18 protein-coding genes are annotated in these 18,474 nt (G+C 59.9%); 6 read left to right on the top strand and 12 right to left on the bottom strand.

From position 1 onward, the window contains the following. Nucleotides 1–315: 315 nt before the first annotated feature. Nucleotides 316–678: an Mpo1-like protein gene (locus tag AB4O35_RS14230; protein ID WP_065874987.1), complete on the top strand. Its 363-nt coding sequence runs from the start codon at nt 316–318 to the stop codon at nt 676–678. A gap of 2 nt (nt 679–680) precedes the next feature. Here the strand turns inward: AB4O35_RS14230 and AB4O35_RS14225 are convergent, their stop codons facing one another. The 3 genes from AB4O35_RS14225 to AB4O35_RS14215 form a co-directional block, all read right to left on the bottom strand. Further along, nucleotides 681–1,478 (bottom strand): acyl-CoA thioesterase, encoded by a 798-nt coding sequence (locus AB4O35_RS14225; protein ID WP_065874986.1) that lies wholly within the window; start codon nt 1,476–1,478, stop codon nt 681–683. Between the two features lie 91 nt (nt 1,479–1,569). Further along, entirely contained in the window at nt 1,570–2,331 is a 762-nt protein-coding gene (locus AB4O35_RS14220; protein WP_065874985.1) for a CHAD domain-containing protein, read from the bottom strand. An 83-nt stretch (nt 2,332–2,414) separates the two neighbouring features. Further along, nucleotides 2,415–2,693: a hypothetical protein gene (locus AB4O35_RS14215; RefSeq protein WP_012722962.1), complete on the bottom strand. Its 279-nt coding sequence runs from the start codon at nt 2,691–2,693 to the stop codon at nt 2,415–2,417. Between the two features lie 228 nt (nt 2,694–2,921). Here AB4O35_RS14215 and AB4O35_RS14210 point away from each other — a divergent pair, with 228 nt between their 5' ends. Continuing rightward, complete coding sequence (locus AB4O35_RS14210; protein ID WP_065874984.1) at nt 2,922–3,959, top strand: patatin-like phospholipase family protein; 1,038 nt, start codon at nt 2,922–2,924, stop codon at nt 3,957–3,959. A gap of 115 nt (nt 3,960–4,074) precedes the next feature. Here AB4O35_RS14210 and AB4O35_RS14205 read toward each other — a convergent pair whose 3' ends face one another. The 6 genes from AB4O35_RS14205 to kdpF all read right to left on the bottom strand — a co-directional run bounded on the left by AB4O35_RS14205 (nt 4,075) and on the right by kdpF (nt 12,118). Continuing rightward, nucleotides 4,075–4,764, bottom strand: a complete 690-nt coding sequence (locus AB4O35_RS14205) for a response regulator (RefSeq protein WP_065874983.1) — start codon at nt 4,762–4,764, stop codon at nt 4,075–4,077. A 37-nt stretch (nt 4,765–4,801) separates the two neighbouring features. Beyond that, nucleotides 4,802–7,453 (bottom strand): sensor histidine kinase, encoded by a 2,652-nt coding sequence (locus AB4O35_RS14200; protein WP_065945664.1) that lies wholly within the window; start codon nt 7,451–7,453, stop codon nt 4,802–4,804. A gap of 141 nt (nt 7,454–7,594) precedes the next feature. Further along, nucleotides 7,595–8,140: a potassium-transporting ATPase subunit KdpC gene (kdpC, locus tag AB4O35_RS14195; protein WP_065874981.1), complete on the bottom strand. Its 546-nt coding sequence runs from the start codon at nt 8,138–8,140 to the stop codon at nt 7,595–7,597. 100 nt (nt 8,141–8,240) lie between these two features. After that, on the bottom strand, nt 8,241–10,298 hold the full coding sequence (kdpB, locus tag AB4O35_RS14190) for a potassium-transporting ATPase subunit KdpB (RefSeq protein WP_175403008.1): 2,058 nt from the start codon (nt 10,296–10,298) through the stop codon (nt 8,241–8,243). A 20-nt stretch (nt 10,299–10,318) separates the two neighbouring features. Next, nucleotides 10,319–12,019, bottom strand: coding sequence for a potassium-transporting ATPase subunit KdpA (gene kdpA, locus AB4O35_RS14185; RefSeq protein WP_065945665.1), 1,701 nt, complete (start codon nt 12,017–12,019; stop codon nt 10,319–10,321). 9 nt (nt 12,020–12,028) lie between these two features. Next, complete coding sequence (gene kdpF, locus AB4O35_RS14180; RefSeq protein ID WP_003218754.1) at nt 12,029–12,118, bottom strand: K(+)-transporting ATPase subunit F; 90 nt, start codon at nt 12,116–12,118, stop codon at nt 12,029–12,031. 411 nt (nt 12,119–12,529) lie between these two features. On the opposite strand from kdpF, the gene eat reads away from it, so the two are divergent. Together eat and AB4O35_RS14170 are read left to right on the top strand one after the other, a co-directional pair. Continuing rightward, entirely contained in the window at nt 12,530–13,894 is a 1,365-nt protein-coding gene (gene eat, locus AB4O35_RS14175) for an ethanolamine permease (protein ID WP_049709334.1), read from the top strand. Nucleotides 13,895–14,005: 111 nt separating this feature from the next. Beyond that, complete coding sequence (locus AB4O35_RS14170; protein WP_065874977.1) at nt 14,006–14,173, top strand: DUF2897 family protein; 168 nt, start codon at nt 14,006–14,008, stop codon at nt 14,171–14,173. Nucleotides 14,174–14,247: 74 nt separating this feature from the next. Here the strand turns inward: AB4O35_RS14170 and AB4O35_RS14165 are convergent, their stop codons facing one another. Then, a complete protein-coding gene (locus AB4O35_RS14165; RefSeq protein WP_065945667.1) occupies nt 14,248–15,096 on the bottom strand; it encodes an urea carboxylase-associated family protein in 849 nt (282 codons plus the stop codon). Between the two features lie 15 nt (nt 15,097–15,111). Next, a complete protein-coding gene (locus tag AB4O35_RS14160; RefSeq protein ID WP_065874976.1) occupies nt 15,112–15,756 on the bottom strand; it encodes a GntR family transcriptional regulator in 645 nt (214 codons plus the stop codon). 132 nt (nt 15,757–15,888) lie between these two features. On the opposite strand from AB4O35_RS14160, the gene AB4O35_RS14155 reads away from it, so the two are divergent. Beyond that, a complete protein-coding gene (locus AB4O35_RS14155) occupies nt 15,889–16,467 on the top strand; it encodes a TetR/AcrR family transcriptional regulator (RefSeq protein WP_065945668.1) in 579 nt (192 codons plus the stop codon). A gap of 18 nt (nt 16,468–16,485) precedes the next feature. Here AB4O35_RS14155 and AB4O35_RS14150 read toward each other — a convergent pair whose 3' ends face one another. Continuing rightward, complete coding sequence (locus AB4O35_RS14150; RefSeq protein WP_065945669.1) at nt 16,486–16,818, bottom strand: ComEA family DNA-binding protein; 333 nt, start codon at nt 16,816–16,818, stop codon at nt 16,486–16,488. A gap of 553 nt (nt 16,819–17,371) precedes the next feature. Between AB4O35_RS14150 and gmd the strand changes: the two genes are divergently transcribed. Then, entirely contained in the window at nt 17,372–18,457 is a 1,086-nt protein-coding gene (gmd, locus tag AB4O35_RS14145; protein ID WP_065945670.1) for a GDP-mannose 4,6-dehydratase, read from the top strand. Nucleotides 18,458–18,474: the final 17 nt, after the last annotated feature.

Here is an 18,474-nt window from a genome sequence, read left to right as displayed (position 1 = left end):
AAAGAAATACAGCATCGCATCATTAAAAAAAACTGATTCTATTAGTGCTCGACTCAACGTACAGCGCTTGGACGGTCAGCAATTCCCAAGACATTGCAGACATCCTAGGTGAATCGATCGGATACCCATTTTGGGTGGCCGATATCGAACTCACTTTTCTGGTGCACTTGGATGACCATGACTGCGTAATTTGGGCATAAAGTGGCTTGCGGCAATTGCGCTCTATGACCCCCATAGTTAGCCCCAATTCGCCGCCCCAGCCGCTCCCACCTAAACTCTGCCCAGGCTATTTCAACGGACAGAGGATTCACCATCATGGGCAAACGTCACCCCAATCTCCCCGCCTGGCAATGGCGCAGCTACCCGCAAAACCATCAGCACCCGACCAACCTGGCGTTGCACCTGATTGCCGTGCCGCTGTTTATCGTCGGGTTCCTGTTGATCGTATCCGGGGTATTCAGCCTGAGCCTGGCCAGTTTTGCCGTCGGCGTTGTCGGCATCCTGGCCGGCTTGGCGCTACAGCGCCATGGCCATAGCCTGGAAGCCCAGGCCAGTGAGCCGTTCAGTGATCGTAAAGACGCAGTACAACGCCTGGTGGTTGAGCAGTTCGTGACCTTTCCGCGTTTTGTATTGAGCGGTAGCTGGTGGCGCGCTTGGCAGCAGCGCCACAGGCATTGAGGTCAGGCGAAGACCACCACGGTCTGGCGGCTGATGGCGATCAATTCGCCGGTCGGGCTCCATAACGCGGCAGCGGCATGGCCGTAGCCGTCGCGGGCGTGTTCGATGGTGACGTGGTACTGGCACCAGTCGAGGGTGCTCAGAGTCTGCAGGGGTTGGATGAACTCGATGGTCCAGGTCAGGGTGCTGCCCGGCGCTGGCTTTTTCAGGTGCGGCAGCAAGGCCGGCGGCCAGGCGTCGACCAGGGCGAGGATATGCGCCTCGGTCAGTGGCTCTTCTTTCACATCCCCGCGTAAACGCACCCAACCGCCCATGTCGCGGGATTTGTTGCCGGTAAACGGCAAGCCGCCCACACTCCAGCGCATCGCCAGGTGGCGCATGAATTCAGGGGTAACGCCCTTGATATAGGGCAGTTCCTGACACTCGTCCCAGTGTTTGAACACGGGCGGCGCTTCACTCTCGACAGCAATTTCCGACTCACGGGAGGCGCCGAAACTGGCTTGTACCAGTGTCGCCACTTCACCGTTCTGCACTACGCGGCCGAGCAACTGGCTGACGGCCTTGCCTTCGCGCAACACTTCGACTTGATAACTGGCAGAAACGTCCGGCGCGACCGGGCCAACAAAGGTGATTGCCAGTGATCGTAAAGGCCGATCAGCTGGCACCTGGGCGCGCAGGGCTTCGTATTGCAATGCGGCGACCAGCCCACCAAACGTTGCGCGGCCCTGGGCCCATTCGGCGGGGATGGTCACATCCAGCGGGTTGCTTCGTGCGGCGTCGAGCAAATCACTAAAGCGCATGGCGCGTCTCACATCAGAAGGAACAGATGGGTGATCTTAATCATCGGCCCCATGAGGTGCAGCGCCTATTCCGGCCAAAAGCCGGACCGGCTCAGAAACAATCGGCGCTGAGTTTGTCCAGCACGCGATCGGCCTGCCCTTCCGCCTTGGCCATGGTGCGATGCCATACCGCAACACAAGGTTGCAGGTCTGCCTGGTGCTCGGCCTGGGCCAACCACTGCCAGCAGTCATGCCAATCCCCGAGGGTAGCCTGGGCTTTTTTCAGGCGTGACATGGCGTTGGCAGGCAACTTGTCCAGCTCGGGATACGCTTCCGCCGCGTAGCGCACGCGCTTGATCAGCAACCGCAGGCGGTGGCGATCATGGTCGGGGTCTTTCAAGGCTTCACCGAGTTTCTGCCATTGCTTGGCCAGACGCTTCTCGATACGTGGGCGCAGGCCTTTGAGCAGTTTCTGGTGTTCAGAGGCACGAATAAAACGCGGGAAGGCGTCGAGTATCCGCAGCAAATGGGCAACTTCCGGGCTTTGTGCCACCTGGCGATAGGCATCGGGTTGCAGGCGTAGGCGCCGGTCAGCGGCCTCGTGATGGCCATGCTGATGCAAATACGCCGCCAGCACCTCACGGTCGCGTAGCGGCGTTGTCATCTGGCCCACACTGCTGGCGGCCGATTCAAGCTGTTCAACCCCTGGCAACCCACGCAGGGGGCGCAACAGGCTGCGCAGTCGGCGCACGGTGGTGCGCAGGTCATGCAAGGCTTCATCGTCGGTGACGGCGGCGAGGCGAGCCTGGCAGCTCAGTAACCCTACTTCCAGGCCAATGACCTGAGCGACTAACTGATCGACCAAAGCTGACATCCCTTCCTCCCCCTGACGACGAAAATTCCCAGGTAACTCATGGCCGCCGACGCAGCCTCGTTGCACTCGACAGCTGCTACGCGTCAACGCCCGGCGCGAGACTCACGAATATAGAACCGCGCTTTCTCGGCTTTATTGGAGCAGCCTTCAAAGGCTTCAAATTGTTGCTGGGTTTTGGCGCCGGTCAACAAAGACAAGGCCTTGGAGTAGCTCACCGTGCCGGCAAAACCTTCAGCCTTGGCCAGGTCAAGTTCTTTCCAGGCGGCGTCCAATTGCGAGCCACAGCTGTCGCGGTACGCGGTTTTACCGGCACAACCGGCCAGGGCCAACACGATCACAGGCACACACATCCAGGCTTTCATCGATGACACCTCAAAATAAAGAAAAAACAGTCGTACGTTGTAGACGTTGCCTACATGGAAAAGTGCCTAATCCTTAGCCTGAAATCGATAGTACCTATATACCCCAACATCCCAGAGCATACCCGAGCGCCGCGAGTATTCAGGAAAAATATTACATGCCTTGCGAAGATTGAAGCCGCCACCTCAATGGGTGCATTGTGGGCACCTGCATTGGGAAGGACCTGGACCATGAAAAAACGTGTTGCCTTGGTGCTGGGCTCCGGCGGAGCCCGGGGCTACGCCCATATCGGGGTTATCGAGGAAATCGAACGGCGCGGCTACGACATCGCCTGTGTCGCCGGGTGTTCCATGGGGGCCGTGGTCGGCGGGATCTACGCCGCCGGCAAGCTGGAGGAGTATCGAAACTGGATTGAAAGCCTCGACTATCTCGACGTGCTGCGCCTGGTCGACGTGAGTTTTCGCCTGGGGGCGATTCGCGGCGAGAAGGTCTTCGGGCAGATCCGCAAGATCGTCGGTGAGATCAATATCGAAGAACTGCGAATCCCCTACACCGCCGTCGCCACCGACCTGACCAACCAACAGGAAATCTGGTTCCAGGAAGGCTGCCTGCACCAGGCCATGCGCGCTTCAGCGGCGATTCCCAGCCTGTTCACCCCGGTGATGCAAGGCAACCGCATGCTGGTGGACGGCGGCCTGCTCAACCCGCTGCCCATCGTGCCGGTGGTGTCGAGTCATTGTGACTTGATCATCGCGGTCAACCTCAACGCCACCAACCAGAAGCAGTACCGATTGCCGGTGATCCAACGCCCGCCAGCCTTCAAGAGTCGCTTCAACAACCTGGCGAAATCACTCGGTTCGCACCTGCCGTTTCGCCGCAAGCAGGCCGAACAATTGCTGAAGCTGGAGCAAGAGGCACTGGAGGCGCAAGCGGCAGAGATCAATCCGTGGCTGGACTCGGCCGAGCCGGAATCCCAACAACCCGCCGCCGCACCGGAAAAACCCGGTGCACCGAGGTCAGCGACCGGCTCATTCATCATCGATAACGTCGGCCCGGCGTCGCTGCTCGACTTGATCAACCAGAGCTTCGAAGTGATGCAAACCTCGCTGGCGCAGTACAAGATTGCCGGCTACCCGCCGGATGTGCTGATCAACGTGCCGAAGCGGGTGTGCCGGTTTTTCGAGTTCTACAAAGCGCCGGAGTTGATTGCGCTGGGAAGGGAAATTGCCAGTGATACGTTGGATCGGTATGAGAGTGAGCAGAGTTGAGGGTTAAGGTGCTGCTGATGACGCCATCGCAGGCAAGCCAGCTCCCACCTTTGGAATGCACGCCCCTGTGGGAGCCGGGCTTGCCCGCGATGGCCTCGGAGCCGACGCCAAACATCTAAGCACTCAACAACCGATACCCCACCCCCGCCTCGGTCACGATAAACCTCGGCTGAGTCGGATCATCCGCCAGCTTCTGCCGCAGATGCCCCACCACAATACGCAGATAGTGGCTGTCCTCGGTGTGAGTCGGCCCCCAGATGTCCTTGAGCAATTGCTGCTGGGTAATCACCCGCCCCGGGTGCCGGGCGAGCTGCGCGAGCACGGCGTACTCCTTGCGCGTCAGCGCCACTTCGGCGCCGTCCAGCAGCACGCGACGATAGGCCAGGTCCACCGTCAATGGGCCAAACCGCAAGGCCGCTTCCTGGGCTTCACCCGCGGGCGCCTGGCGCAGCAGCGCACGTACCCGGGCGAGAAACTCCTGGATGCCGAAGGGTTTGGTCACATAGTCATTGGCGCCACCGTCAAGCGCTTCGACTTTTTGCCCTTCACTGGCCCGCACCGACAGCACCAACACCGGCACCGTCGACCACTCACGGAATTCGCGCAGCACCTGCTGGCCGTCCATGTCCGGCAAGCCAAGGTCGAGCACCAGCAAATCCGGCTTGCTCAGTGCCGCCTGGGCCAGGCCTTCGCTGCCGGTGCCGGCCTCAATCACTTTGTAGCCCTGGGAGGCCAGGCTGATGCGCAGGAATTTGCGGATCTGCGGTTCGTCATCAATGACCAAAATCGTCGCGGTCTGGCTCATGGTGTCCAATCAAAATCCGTGAAGAAAACAGGGTAGCTCATGCCTCGCGCTCCAGGCCAGGCTGAGTCGGCAAGGGCAGGAACAAGGTGATGCAGGTGCCGCGCCCGTCAATGCCGTCGGCTACGCTGATATGCCCGCCGTGGGCACCGACCATGCCCTGGCAGATTGCCAGGCCCAAGCCTGTGCCCTGCCCGCCCCGATCACCGCGTGCGGCGGTATAGAACATGTCGAAAATCTTTGCGCGCTCGTCTTCGGGAATACCTGGGCCTCCATCGGCGACGGCAAAAAACAGCTGGTTATCCAGCACGCCTGCGCTCAGTTGCAAGCGCCCTTGAGACGGTGAAAAACGCGCGGCGTTTTCCAGCACATTGACCAGCGCTTGTTCGATCAGCGCAGCATGCACATACAACAATGGCAATTCAGGCGGCACGTCGGTACTCACCTGCAACGGCGCCAGCACCGCACGCAAACGGCCAAGTGCGCTGCCGACGATATCGCCCGGCGACACCCAATCCCGCGCCAGTTTCAACGCGCCATGGCCGAGGCGCGTCATGTCGAGCAAGTTCTGGATATAGCGGTCGAGACGCTCGGCCTCATCGCGGGTGCCTTCAAGCAACTCGCGGCGATCTTCCAGCGGGATGGCCTCACCCAGCGCCAACAGGCTGTCGATGCTGCCGCGCATGGAGGTCAGCGGCGTGCGCAAATCGTGAGACACCGAGGCCAGCAAGGCGCTGCGCAGTTGCTCGGTCTCACCGTGCAACCGTGCGGACTCCAGCTCCTGGGCCAGTTGCGCCCGCGCCAGCGCCTGGGCCAATGGCTGGCTCAGGGCAGTCAGCAAGCGACGGCGTTGGCCGCTCAGCTCCTGGCCGGGTTTTGGACTGACGCCCAGCAAACCCAACGGGCCCTCTTCGCCCGACAACGGCCACCACCACCAACGCCCGAACGGCAAGGTGCCGGTGCCCATGCCCGCCGGCTGGTCATGCTGCCAGGCCCAATCAGCAGCGGCGCGCTCGGCTTCGCTAAGCGTCAGCGGGCCGCCGGTCTCAATCGCCCAACCGCCCTGGCCATCGCGGTTGACCAGGCACAGGTCCAGGTCACTCCAGCCTTCCAGGTGATGCGCCGCGGCGCTGATCACCGCTTGGCGATCGGTGGCGGCCGTCAGTTTGCGTGACAGGTCGAGCAGTTCGCTGGTTTCTTCCTGGGTGTCGCGCAACGCCTGCAACTGACGGCGTTGACGCGCGGCGAGGTTGCCGGTCAGCGCCGCCATCAACAGGAAGAACAACAGGGTCAGCACGTCCTCTTCGCGCTGGATGGCGAAGGAAAAATTCGGTGGGATAAACAGGAAGTCGTAGGTCATGAACGACAACGCCGCACACACCAGCGACGGCCCCAGGCTGCTGCGCACAGCCACCAGCAATACCGCCGCCAGGAACACCAGCGAGATATTCGGCAGCGGCAAGACGCTGGACACTGCCCAAGCCAATACCGCAGCAACCACCGTCGCCACGACCGCAAGCGCATAGTCGAACCACACCAGCCCGCGCGCGTCCGGCAAGCGTGACGGTGCGGGGATGTCATCGCTGTCGAGGACGTTGATTTCCAAGCCACGGGCATTCCGCAGCAACCGTGCAGCCAGGCCGCCACCGAACAACCTCCGCCGCCAACGCATCCGCGACTGCCCCACCAACACCAGGCTGGCGCGGCGTTCGGCGGCATGCTGGATCAGCGTCTTGGCCACCTCGCCGGCTCGCAGCAACACCACTTCACCGCCCAGGCGTTCGGCCAGTTGCTGGGCATTTTGCAGGCGTAATCGAAACTGCTCGTCCCGCGCGCGGCCGTTGTCGATGTGCACCAGGCTCCACGGCAAATGCCGGCGTTGGGCAACACGGCTGGCATGGCGCACCAGGCGTTCGGCCTGTGCATCGCCGTCCACGCCGACCAACAAACGCCCACGCACTGCCGGCGCGGCCTGGCCAAGTTGGCGGTAGCCTTGGGCCAAATCATCGTCGACATGGGCGGCGGCGGTTTGCATCGCCAACTCGCGCAAGGCCATGAGGTTGGTCTGGGTGAAGAACGCATCGATGGCCGCGCGGGCTTGCTCCGGCACATAGACCTTGCCGTCGCGCAGGCGCTCCAGCAACTCGCGAGAGGGCAGATCGATCAGCAGCAGTTCGTCGGCCTCTTGCAGCACCCAGTCCGGCAGGGTTTCACGCACCTGCACGCCGGTGATGCCGCGCACCTGGTCGTTGAGGCTTTCCAGGTGCTGGACGTTGACCGTGGTAAACACGTTGATGCCAGCGGCGAGCAGTTCCTGGATGTCTTGCCAGCGCTTTTCATGGCGACTGCCGGGGGCGTTGCTGTGGGCCAGCTCGTCCACCAGCACCAGCTTGGGCTTGGCGGCGAGCAGGCCGTCGAGGTCCATTTCTTCAAGCATCACGCCGCGATAGTCGGTGCGCAGCAACGGTTGCTGCGGCAGGCCGCTGAGCAAGGCTTCGGTCTCGGCGCGACCATGGGTCTCGACCACGCCGGCGATCAACTTCACGCCCTGGCGCAATTGGGTGTGGGCGGCCTGGAGCATGGCGTAGGTCTTGCCCACGCCGGGCGCGGCGCCAAGGAAGACTTTGAGCCGGCCACGGCCGTTGCGGGGCAGATCGGCTAGCAGGGCATCGGCGCGGCCGGAGTCGCTCATGCTTGGGGGTTCCTTCAGGTATTCATATGGAGTCTTTTATGCCGCCATCGCGGGCAAGCCCGGCTCCCACAGGGGAATGCATTCCAAATGTGGGAGCGGCGGTGCGACGATTCGACTTGCCCGCGATAGCGGTATTCCTGCCTATAACTTTTCCAGAGCCATGTTCAGCGCCAGCACATTCACCACCGGCGGCCCAACCAACGGGCTTTCGATATGCTCATCGAGCAACCGCTGCAAGGTCGACACCGGCACACTCCGCGCCGCCGCCACCCGCGCCAGTTGATAGGCAATCGCCTCCGGTGGCAAGTGTGGATCAAGACCGCTGCCGGAGGTAGTCAGCGACGCCAAAGGCACCGGCCCTTGGCTGGGCACGAGCTGTTTATTTGCATCATCAAAGATGCGCGTCGCCAGCGCCGGGTTGCTTGGGCCAAGGTTGCTGGCGCTGCTGGAAACCGTCGCGAAAGCGCCGGCCGAGGGGCGCGGGTGGAACCAGCTGTCACCGGTAAAGTCCTGGGCGATCAGGCTGGAGCCGCGCACTTTGCCGCTGGCGTCGCGCACCAGGCTGCCATTGGCCTGGTCCGGGAAAGCGACTTGGGCGACGCCGGTCACTACCAATGGGTAGGCGACGCCGGTGATCAGGGTCATGAGCACCAGCAGGCTCAGGGCCGGGCGGACAATGTTGGACATTTTGGATTCCTCAATTTGTGGGACGCTCTGCCGTGTTGCAATGGGGCTGCTTCGCAGCCCGACGCGGGGCAAGCCCGCTCACTACAAAGAGCAGGTTCGGTTACACCAGGTGCAACGCAGTCAGCAGCATGTCGATCGCCTTGATGCCCACGAACGGCACCAGCAGCCCGCCCAGCCCGTAGATCAGCAGGTTGCGCCGCAGCAATGCCGCCGCACTCGCCGCCTGCACGCGCACACCGCGCAGCGCCAGGGGAATCAGCACCACGATGATCAGTGCGTTGAACACGATGGCCGAGAGGATCGCGCTCTGCGGGCTCTGCAAGTGCATCACGTTGAGCACGCCGAGTTGCGGGTAGATCGAAGCGAACAGCGCCGGCAAAATCGCGAAGTACTTGGCCACGTCGTTGGCGATGGAAAAGGTGGTCAGCGCACCGCGCGTCACCAGCAATTCCTTGCCGATCTGCACCACGTCCAGCAGCTTGGTGGGGTCGCTGTCGAGGTCGACCATGTTGGCGGCTTCGCGAGCGGCCTGGGTGCCATCGTTCATCGCCATGCCAACGTCCGCCTGGGCCAGCGCCGGCGCATCGTTGGCGCCGTCGCCGCACATCGCCACCAGGCGACCGTCGTTCTGCTCATGACGAATACGGGCGAGTTTTTTCTCCGGCGTGGCTTCCGCCAGCACGTCGTCCACGCCCGCTTCGGCAGCAATCGCAGCGGCGGTCAGCGGGTTGTCGCCCGTCACCATCACGGTCCGAATGCCCAGTTTGCGCAACTCGGCGAAACGCTCGCGGATGCCAGGCTTGACCACGTCCTTCAGGTGAATCGCACCGAGCAACTTGCCATCGGCACACACCAGCAACGGGGTGCCGCCGCTTTGGGCGATCTTGTCGATTTCCCGCGACAATGCTGGTTGCAGGTCGCTGCGTTGCTGACCGATAAACGCCAGCAGCGAATCCACGGCACCTTTGCGGAACACACGGCCCTGATAATCGACACCGGACAACCGGGTTTCAGCACTGAACGGCACGGCCGTCAGCTCATCCGCGGTCGGCTCGGCTTGCGGGTGCAAGGCGCGCAGGTATTCAACGATGGATTTACCTTCCGCGGTGTCATCCGCCAGGGAGGCAAACAACGCGCCTTCGGCCACGTCCTTGCCGCTGACGCCAGGCGCCGCGACCACCGCCGCACATCGCCGGTTACCAAAGGTGATGGTGCCAGTCTTGTCGAGCAGCAATACGTGCACATCCCCCGCCGCTTCCACGGCGCGGCCGGACTTGGCGATCACATTGAGGCGCACCAGGCGGTCCATACCGGCGATGCCGATGGCCGACAACAAGCCGCCAATGGTCGTAGGAATCAGCGTCACCAGCAGTGCGACCAGGAAAACCAACGGCAAGCTGCCATTGGCGAAGTGGGCGAACGGTTGCAGGGTCACCACCACCAACAGGAAGATCAGCGTCAGGCCGATCAGCAGGATATCCAGCGCGACTTCGTTGGGGGTTTTCTGGCGTTTGGCGCCTTCCACCAGGGCGATCATGCGGTCCAGGGTCGACTCGCCGGGATTGGCAGTGATGCGGATCAGCAGCCAGTCCGATACCAGACGGGTGTTGCCGGTGACGGCAGAACGGTCGCCACCGGACTCGCGGATCACGGGGGCGGATTCGCCAGTGATCGCCGCTTCGTTAACCGCCGCGATGCCTTCGACGACTTCGCCGTCACCAGGGATCATTTCCCCAGCGGTAACGCGCACCACATCACCTTTGCGCAGGCTGGTGGCCGGCACCACTTTGAAGCTGCCATCGGCCTCTTTGCGGCGTGCGCTCAAGCCTTCGCTGCCCGCCTTGAGGCTGTCGGCGCGGGCCTTGCCACGTCCTTCGGCCAAGGCCTCGGCGAAGTTGGCGAACAGCACGGTGAACCACAGCCACACGGCGATTTGCACGGCGACGTAGGTCGGCACGGTCGTGTCCGGCACAAAGCACAGCACGGTGGTGAGGATGGCGGTCAGCTCGACCACCAGCATCACCGGCGAACGTTGCAGTTGGCGCGGATCCAGCTTGACGAACGCCTGGACCAGCGCCGGGCGCCACAGCGCGGAGATCGCGGTTTTGGCGGGCTGCTGGGTTTGGACCGGGGCCGCGTTTTTTGCAGGCATATTCATTTTCATATCCCCTTCGCTCTTCATTTAGAGGCAGCCATGCTCAAGTGTTCAGCAATTGGGCCCAGTGCCAGCGTCGGCAGGAAGGTCAGGCCGCCCACCAGCAAAATGGTCACGGTCAACAGGGTCACGAACAGCGGGCCATGGGTCGGGAAGCTGTTCTGGCCAATCGGTGCGGCCTTCTTCATCGCCAGGCTGCCGGCCAGGGCCAGTACCGGAAGGATGTAGCCGAAGCGACCGATCAACATGCCCAGGCCGAGCATCAGGTTGTGGAACGGCGTGTTGGCACTGAAGCCGCCGAACGCCGAGCCGTTGTTGGCACTGGCCGAGGTGTAGGCGTAGAGCAACTGGCTGAAGCCGTGCGGACCTGGGTTGCTGATGGCACCGGCCGGGCCAGGCAGGCTCGCGGCAATGGCGCCGAGCACGAGTACGCCAACCGGCATGACCAGCAGGGTCACCACCAGCAATTGCACTTCCTTGGCCTGCAGCTTCTTGCCGAGGTATTCCGGGGTGCGGCCGATCATCAGGCCGGCGAGGAACACCGCGATCAACACGTTGAGCAACATGCCGTACATGCCGGCGCCGACGCCGCCGAAGATCACTTCGCCGACCATCATGTTGACCAGCGCCACCATCCCGCTGAGGGGGCTGAGGCTGTCCTGCATGCCGTTGACCGAACCGTTGGACGCTGCGGTGGTGGTCACCGACCACAGCACCGTGCCGGTGGTGCCGAAGCGCGCTTCCTTACCTTCCAGCGGCGCGGTCTGCTCAACGGCCGGGTTGTTCAGGGTCGGGTTGGGCTGGTATTCGGACCACAACGAGGTCGCGCCACCGATCAGGAACAGCGCCAGCATGCAGCCGAGAATCGCGCGGCTCTGACGCAGGTCTTTGACGTAGTGGCCGAAGGTGAACACCAGCGCCACCGGGATCAGGATGATCGATGCCACTTCGAACAGGTTGGCCCAGGCAGTCGGGTCTTCGAACGGGTGCGCCGAGTTGACACCAAAAAAGCCACCGCCGTTGGTGCCCAACTGCTTGATCGCAATCTGGCTGGCTGCCGGGCCCAGGGGGATCACTTGATCCACGCCTTGCATCGTCACGGCATCAACGTAGTGAGCGAAGGTTTGCGGAACGCCCTGCCACACCAGGAACAACGCCAGCACCAGGCACAACGGCAGCAGGCCGTAGAGGGTGGCGCGGGTCATGTCGACCCAGAAGTTGCCCAAAGTCTGCGCCGATTTGCGACCAATCCCACGGCAAAGCGCGACCAGGACTGCCAGGCCAGTGGCAGCACTGACGAAGTTCTGCACGGTGAGGCCGGCCATTTGGCTGAGGTAGCTTAAAGACGCCTCACCGCTGTAGGACTGCCAGTTGGTGTTGGTCATGAAACTGACCGCAGTGTTGAAGGCCAGCGTCCATTCCTGACCCGGCAATTTCTGCGGGTTCAGTGGGAGATAGTCCTGGAACACCAGGATCGCGAACAACAGCAAGAAACCCGCGAGGTTGAACGCGAGCAAGGCCAGCATGTATTTCTGCCAGCTTTGTTCTTGCTGCTCGTCCACGCCCGACAGGCGATAACAGGCTTTCTCCACAGGCCCCAGAACCGGGCTCAGCCAGGTGTGCTGCCCTTCCATCACCTTGTAATAGAACCGCCCCAGGAACGGGGCCGGCACCAGCACCACGGCAAAGAAGGCAATGATCAGCCAATAGTCATAACTGTGCATGGCCAACTCCTAGTTCCGATCCGCGCGTAACAGCGCAACCAGCAGATAAATGAACAGCGCCACGGCCAATAGCAGTGACACCCCGTCCAGAACGCTCATGGAAGTCTCTCCGTTTAGCGGCGAGTGCCGCGTGTGGGTCAATTGTCGGCAGGAGTGGTGTAAAGGAACGAGAGCGAGGGTATGGGCGGGGCGTAAAGACGGCGTAAAGAGTGGGTTTATGCGGGGTTTACAGGGGGATTTGCTGTGGATGGGAAGGCCTCATCGCGGGCAAGCCCGGCTCCCACACTCGACCGCGTTTCAGCAGGAAATACGCGCTCCAATGTGGGAGCGGGCTTGCCCGCGAAGGCGTCAGCTCAGTCAACACAGCACTTATCTGGTGCAACGCAGGGCAAATTCAAACGCCAAACCGTTCCCGTGGCGACAGTTGCACGGCTTTACGACAATGATTCTCAGCCTGGCATGCACGCTGCAACACCTTGAATCATTCCAAACCGTTCAGGGAGCAGCACAATGAACACACAACTCAAACCCACCTTGGGCACCCTGCACTTGTGGGGTATCGCCGTCGGCCTGGTGATTTCCGGTGAATACTTCGGCTGGAGCTATGGCTGGGGCGTCGCCGGGACCTTGGGCTTTTTGGTGACCTCGTTGATGGTCGCCGCCATGTACACCTGCTTCATCTTCAGTTTCACCGAGCTGACGACCGCGATTCCTCACGCGGGTGGGCCGTTTGCCTACAGCCGTCGTGCCTTTGGTGAGAAAGGCGGCTTGATCGCGGGGCTCGCGACCTTGATCGAGTTCGTCTTCGCGCCGCCTGCGATCGCCTTGGCCATCGGCGCTTATCTGAACGTTCAATTCCCGGCACTGGACCCGAAACACGCGGCCGTCGGCGCGTACATCGTCTTCATGGGCCTGAACATCCTTGGTGTGAAACTCGCCGCCACCTTCGAATTGGTCGTGTGCGTACTCGCCGTCGCCGAGTTGCTGGTGTTTATGGGCGTCGTAGCGCCCGCCTTCAGCTTCAGCAACTTCGCCCTGAACGGCTGGGCCGGTTCCGACACCTTTGGCGCCCCGGCAATTGCCGGCATGTTTGCCGCGATTCCGTTTGCTATCTGGTTCTTCCTCGCCATCGAAGGCGCGGCCATGGCCGCCGAAGAAGCGAAAGATCCGAAGCGCACCATTCCAAAAGCCTACATCAGCGGCATCCTGACCCTGGTGATCCTGGCCATGGGTGTGATGTTCTTTGCCGGCGGCGTGGGCGACTGGCGCACCCTCTCCAATATCAACGACCCATTGCCACAAGCCATGAAAACCGTGGTCGGCGACAGCTCCGGCTGGTTGCACATGCTGGTGTGGATCGGCCTGTTTGGCCTGGTGGCGAGTTTCCACGGCATTATCCTGGGCTACTCGCGCCAATTCTTCGCCCTGGCCCGCGCCGGCTACCTGCCGTCCTTCCTCGCCAAACTGTCGCGTTTTCAGACACCGCACCGGGCAATCATCGCCGGCGGCGTGGTGGGTATCGCCGCGATCTACAGCGACGGCCTGATCAACCTGGGCGGCATGACACTGACCGCAGCGATGATCACCATGGCCGTATTCGGCGCCATTGTGATGTACATCATGAGCATGCTCAGCCTGTTCAAACTGCGTAAGACCGAACCGTTGCTGGAGCGCACCTTCCGCGCACCGGGCTACCCCATCGTGCCGGGCATTGCGCTGGTGCTGGCGGTGGTGTGCCTGGTGGCCATGGCCTGGTTCAACACGCTGATCGGACTGATCTTCCTGGGCTTTATGGCCGTTGGGTTCGTTTACTTCCAGATGACCGCGCAAGACCGCGCGGATGCCCCTGCGGATGCGATGTTGACCGGACTCTGAGGTTAACAAGGCGGAACAGGCCTACACTGAACTCCTGAGAAAGCCTGTTACTCAAAGCAGTTATTCCCGTGGGAAAATTCTCCCACGGTGATCTGCCTCAAGGAGAGCCTTATGCCGTGGTATGCGTGGTTGATTATGGTGGTCGCGATCGGGTCGATCGTCGGTGGGCTGATGATGCTGCGAGACAGCGCCAACAAGGTGGAACTCACCGACGAACAACGTAAGCGCGTGGCCGACCGCAACGCCCAGGCGGATGCGAAGGACGCGCAGGATCGCTGACTTGGCTGCCCTGACACACACCTGTGGCGAGGGTGCTCGCTCCCGTTGGGCTGCGAAGCAGCCCCTCTAAAGCGTTACTCCCAATCCGCCTTGGCAATGTGCAACCCGTGCTGCCCTTTATAAGCAGCACGCTCCGGCTGGCTCCAGCCGTTCAGCAATTCATCTTCCAACTTATAAATCTCAACCCCCAGCGGACGGCACACCGTCAACGGGTCCTGCGCCTCCGGCCCCCACATCGGCAGCGATAAATCCCCGCCCGGGCACGTCGACAGCGCACACAGCAAATCAATCTCTGCAAAAAACTCCAGGTAATCGCCCTTCTGCGCCGGGCAAGCCTTCATGAAATACATGTCGTCATGATTCAGGCCCGTGCACTGGAAAATGTTCAGTACGTCATGCACGTCGAATTCCGTCAGACCGTGGGGTAACACCGCGCGAGTCAGGTTCGAATGGCAATGGTGATGGAAGTCCTCGCCGGTGAGCATCCGATTCACATACGGATCGCAACGCGTGCCGAGCAAATCATGCAAGCGCCCGCCGTGCTCATCGATCCCGTAGCCCGCCAGGCTGTCATCGGTGATCGTCACCAGAGGCCTTAGAAATGGCAGGTTCGACCACAACCGGTCATGAGTGCTCACATGCGCGCCCTGCAACTGACGCGTGCGCGCTGCCCACAGGCGTTCACGAGGGTCGTTGGCATTCCACACATTGAAGTCACCCACCTGTGGTCCAACCGGCGTCGTCACACGAAACACATGCCCGGCCGGCACCTTCCACGCCCTGCCCGTTCGGATCGGCACTTCGAACTCTTCGATCAACGTGCGTTGCTGTTTTTGGTCACGGATGCGCTCGTAAAACGCCGTGTCGACCTGCAACGCCGAACCTTTGCTGACCTGATAAGCGGCCGGATAGTCTTTGTACATGATGCAGATCCTCGATCAGGGGTGGTGAAACAAGGCCAGGGAAAGGCGTTCCGAATCATCCAGGTAGAGGCTCATCGCCTCCCCTGCCGCCGGTTTATCCTGTTGGGCCAGTAATGTGTAAATCTCACGATCACGCTCTAGCCACGGCGACTGGAAGCGCTGCTCATCAGGCGCGGCGCAGAACACCAAACGCAGTTGCGCGATGACCTGAGCAAAAAACTCATCGAACAAGGGGCTGCGCATCAACCCGACAATCTGCTGGTGAAACACCAGGCTGTGGGTGGCAACCGCACGCCAGTCTTCGCGCTCACGGGCCAGGGTGGTGGCGTCGATAGCGTTTTGCATGCGTTCGGATTGGGCCTCTGTCAGCGGACCGCTCTGGGCGATGGCCTGCAACTCCAGGGTGCGGCGGACTACAAACAAATCACGCACCTCATCACGTTCCAGCCGCCGGACCATGACGCCCTTGTTACGCACGTAGCGGGTCAGGCCTTCCTGGCCGAGACGGTGCAGTGCTTCGCGGATGGTGTTGCGCGAGGCGTTGTAGGCTTTAACCAGGTCCACCTCAACCAACGGCATCCCCGGCAAAAGCCGCCCGCCGATGATGTCGGCGCGAAGCTCCAGGGCAATCTGGTCGGCTAAAGACAAGCTGGCTGTCATGACTGCCTCACGATTGTTGAACAATCTCATGCGTAGAGGTAACCACTTTTCATGCCAACGTCCAAGACAGAGGACATACATGTAAATCGATACAACCTGGTTAGAATGCCAACCTGTAACCGAGGCCTTCCTATGCGTTATTCATCCGACCATAAAGCCCAGACCCACCAACGCATCATCAAGGAAGCCTCCGTGCGTTTTCGCCGCGACGGCATCGGCGCCACCGGCCTACAGCCGTTGATGAAAGCGCTGAACCTTACTCATGGCGGCTTCTACGCACACTTCAAGTCCAAGAACGAGCTGGTGGAAAAGGCGCTGCAAGTCGCAGCAGCAGAGCTGGACGCGCATTGCGAGATGCTGTTCAGCCAGAAACGGCCGCTGGAAGCGTTTATCGACAGCTACCTGTCGGAATGGCACCTGACCTCCCCGGATCAAGGATGCCCGCTGCCAACCATGTCCTCCGAACTCGGGTTAAGAGGCCAGCACAGCGCAACAACGGACACAGTGCTCGGCGCACGACTCAAACAGATTGAAACGGCGCTGGGGAATGAACAGGGTGATGCACAAAGCCTGGTGATGATGTCGACACTGGTGGGAGCGTTGGTACTGGCCCGGAGCGTCGAGGACAAAGCACTGGCGATGCGCATATTGGATGTCGTGCGAGAAAATTTGAAAACCCAGGTTTCAGAAGATGAAAAAGCCGGTCAATGACCGGCCTTCCCTGCTGACTTAGTTGATCACCAGCCTGTCGCGATTCTTCTCCAACAACGCCTTGCCGATCCCTTTCACTTCCAATAACTCATCCACCGCCGTGAAAGGGCCATTGCTTTCGCGGTAGGCGATAATTGCCTTGGCTTTGGCAGCACCGATACCGAAGAGGTCACGGCGCAGGGTTTCGGCGTCGGCGGCATTGAGGTTGACCTTGGCGGATTGGTCGGTTTTGGACATTTGGGTGGTGATGGGGATTGGGGCTTCGGGTTTGATGGACGGGGCTGCGGTGGTGGTGACGGACAGGGTGGTGAGGAAGGTAAAGATTAGGGCGGTGAGGTAGGTGTTTTGCATTTGACGCTCCATGACATTGGTAAGAGAAAAGCAGCTTTTCCGAAGCTGCTTTTCTAAGTTAGGTGATGTTGGCAGGCAGTCAAAAAAGACTCGGTTACAAGGTATGTAGCACCCCGAGGTGGACGCTCGATCACTGAATTTCCAACAAGAGCGAATGCATCAAAGGTTGAGCGATACGAACAGCACCGAGCAGACCTTTCAGTGAAAAAATGGTCTCGAGTCATGGTATGAGTTAAAATTTGTCAGGCTCCCGATGTGGGTTAAGCTATGGGCCTTCGGCTCAACGCAAAGTCGATTGACACATAATTTATGATTTCAAATTTGGCTGAACCGCTTTTGGTAACAGCCGGAACAACTCGACACCCAAACCGAGGCCGTTTTTACGATGGGGATAGAAAAACACAGCCAATATGCAAAAACGCTATCACGACGCTGTGGTGCCCCGCGGCAGTGAACATCCTGAAATAATTGAGTTATAAATCATCGTTATTCAGGCGAATATCTCTCGGCGAAAGCGACACTCAAAGTTTCAAAAACAATTATGGAAGAAGAAATGATTAAGAAAGCACTCATTACCGGTGTAACAGGACAAGATGGCGCTTATCTTGCTGAATTCTTACTGAACAAAGGTTACGAAGTTCACGGTGTAAAACGACGCAGCTCATTATTTAACACAGCTCGTATCGACCATCTTTTCCATGACGTTCACGATAAAGGATTGCCCTTTTTCCTTCATCACGGAGATATGACGGACTCATCAAGCCTGACCCATATCATTCAAAAAGTTCAACCGGATGAAATCTACAACCTTGCAGCGCAAAGTCATGTGGCCGTTTCATTTGAAGAGCCGGAATATACCGCAAACTCAGACGCACTCGGCTCCCTACGTATCCTGGAAGCAATCCGAATTCTAGGTCTTGAGAAAAAAACTCGGTTTTACCAAGCATCAACCTCAGAACTTTATGGGCTGGTGCAAGAAACCCCACAGAAAGAAACTACGCCTTTTTACCCACGCAGCCCTTATGCAGTTGCGAAATTATATGCATATTGGATTACCGTTAACTATCGCGAAGCTTATGGCATCTACGCTTGCAATGGTATCTTGTTCAATCATGAAAGCCCAATTCGCGGTGAGACTTTTGTGACACGTAAAATCACCCGCGCTCTTTCTCGTATCAAACTTGGCCTGCAAGAGTGCCTCTATCTAGGCAACATGGACTCACTTCGAGACTGGGGCCATGCGAAAGACTACGTCGAAATGCAGTGGCTGATGCTTCAACAGGAAAAACCTGAAGACTTCGTCATTGCAACGGGAGTCCAATATAGCGTACGTGATTTTGTAAACGCTGCGGCTAAAGAGTTGGGTATGTCCATCACCTGGAAAGGTGAAGGCGAAGATGAAAAAGGGTATGACGAGACTGGTAAATGTATCGTTGCGGTCGATCCACGATACTTCCGCCCTACCGAGGTCGAAACGCTGTTGGGTGATGCTTCCAAAGCGAAGGCGAAACTTGGCTGGAGCCCAAAGATCACGTTCGCTGAACTCGTTAGTGAAATGGTGCGTGAGGACCTAAAAAGTGCCGAAAGAGATGAACTCATCAAACAGCACGGGTATCCCACATTCAGCTATAACGAATAACTGTATTTGGCAATCTA

The sequence above is a fragment of the Pseudomonas sp. H1_A03 genome (assembly GCF_054685145.1).
The sequence above is the reverse complement of the archived record's forward strand: the minus strand, read 5'-3'. Positions and strand labels throughout refer to the sequence as shown.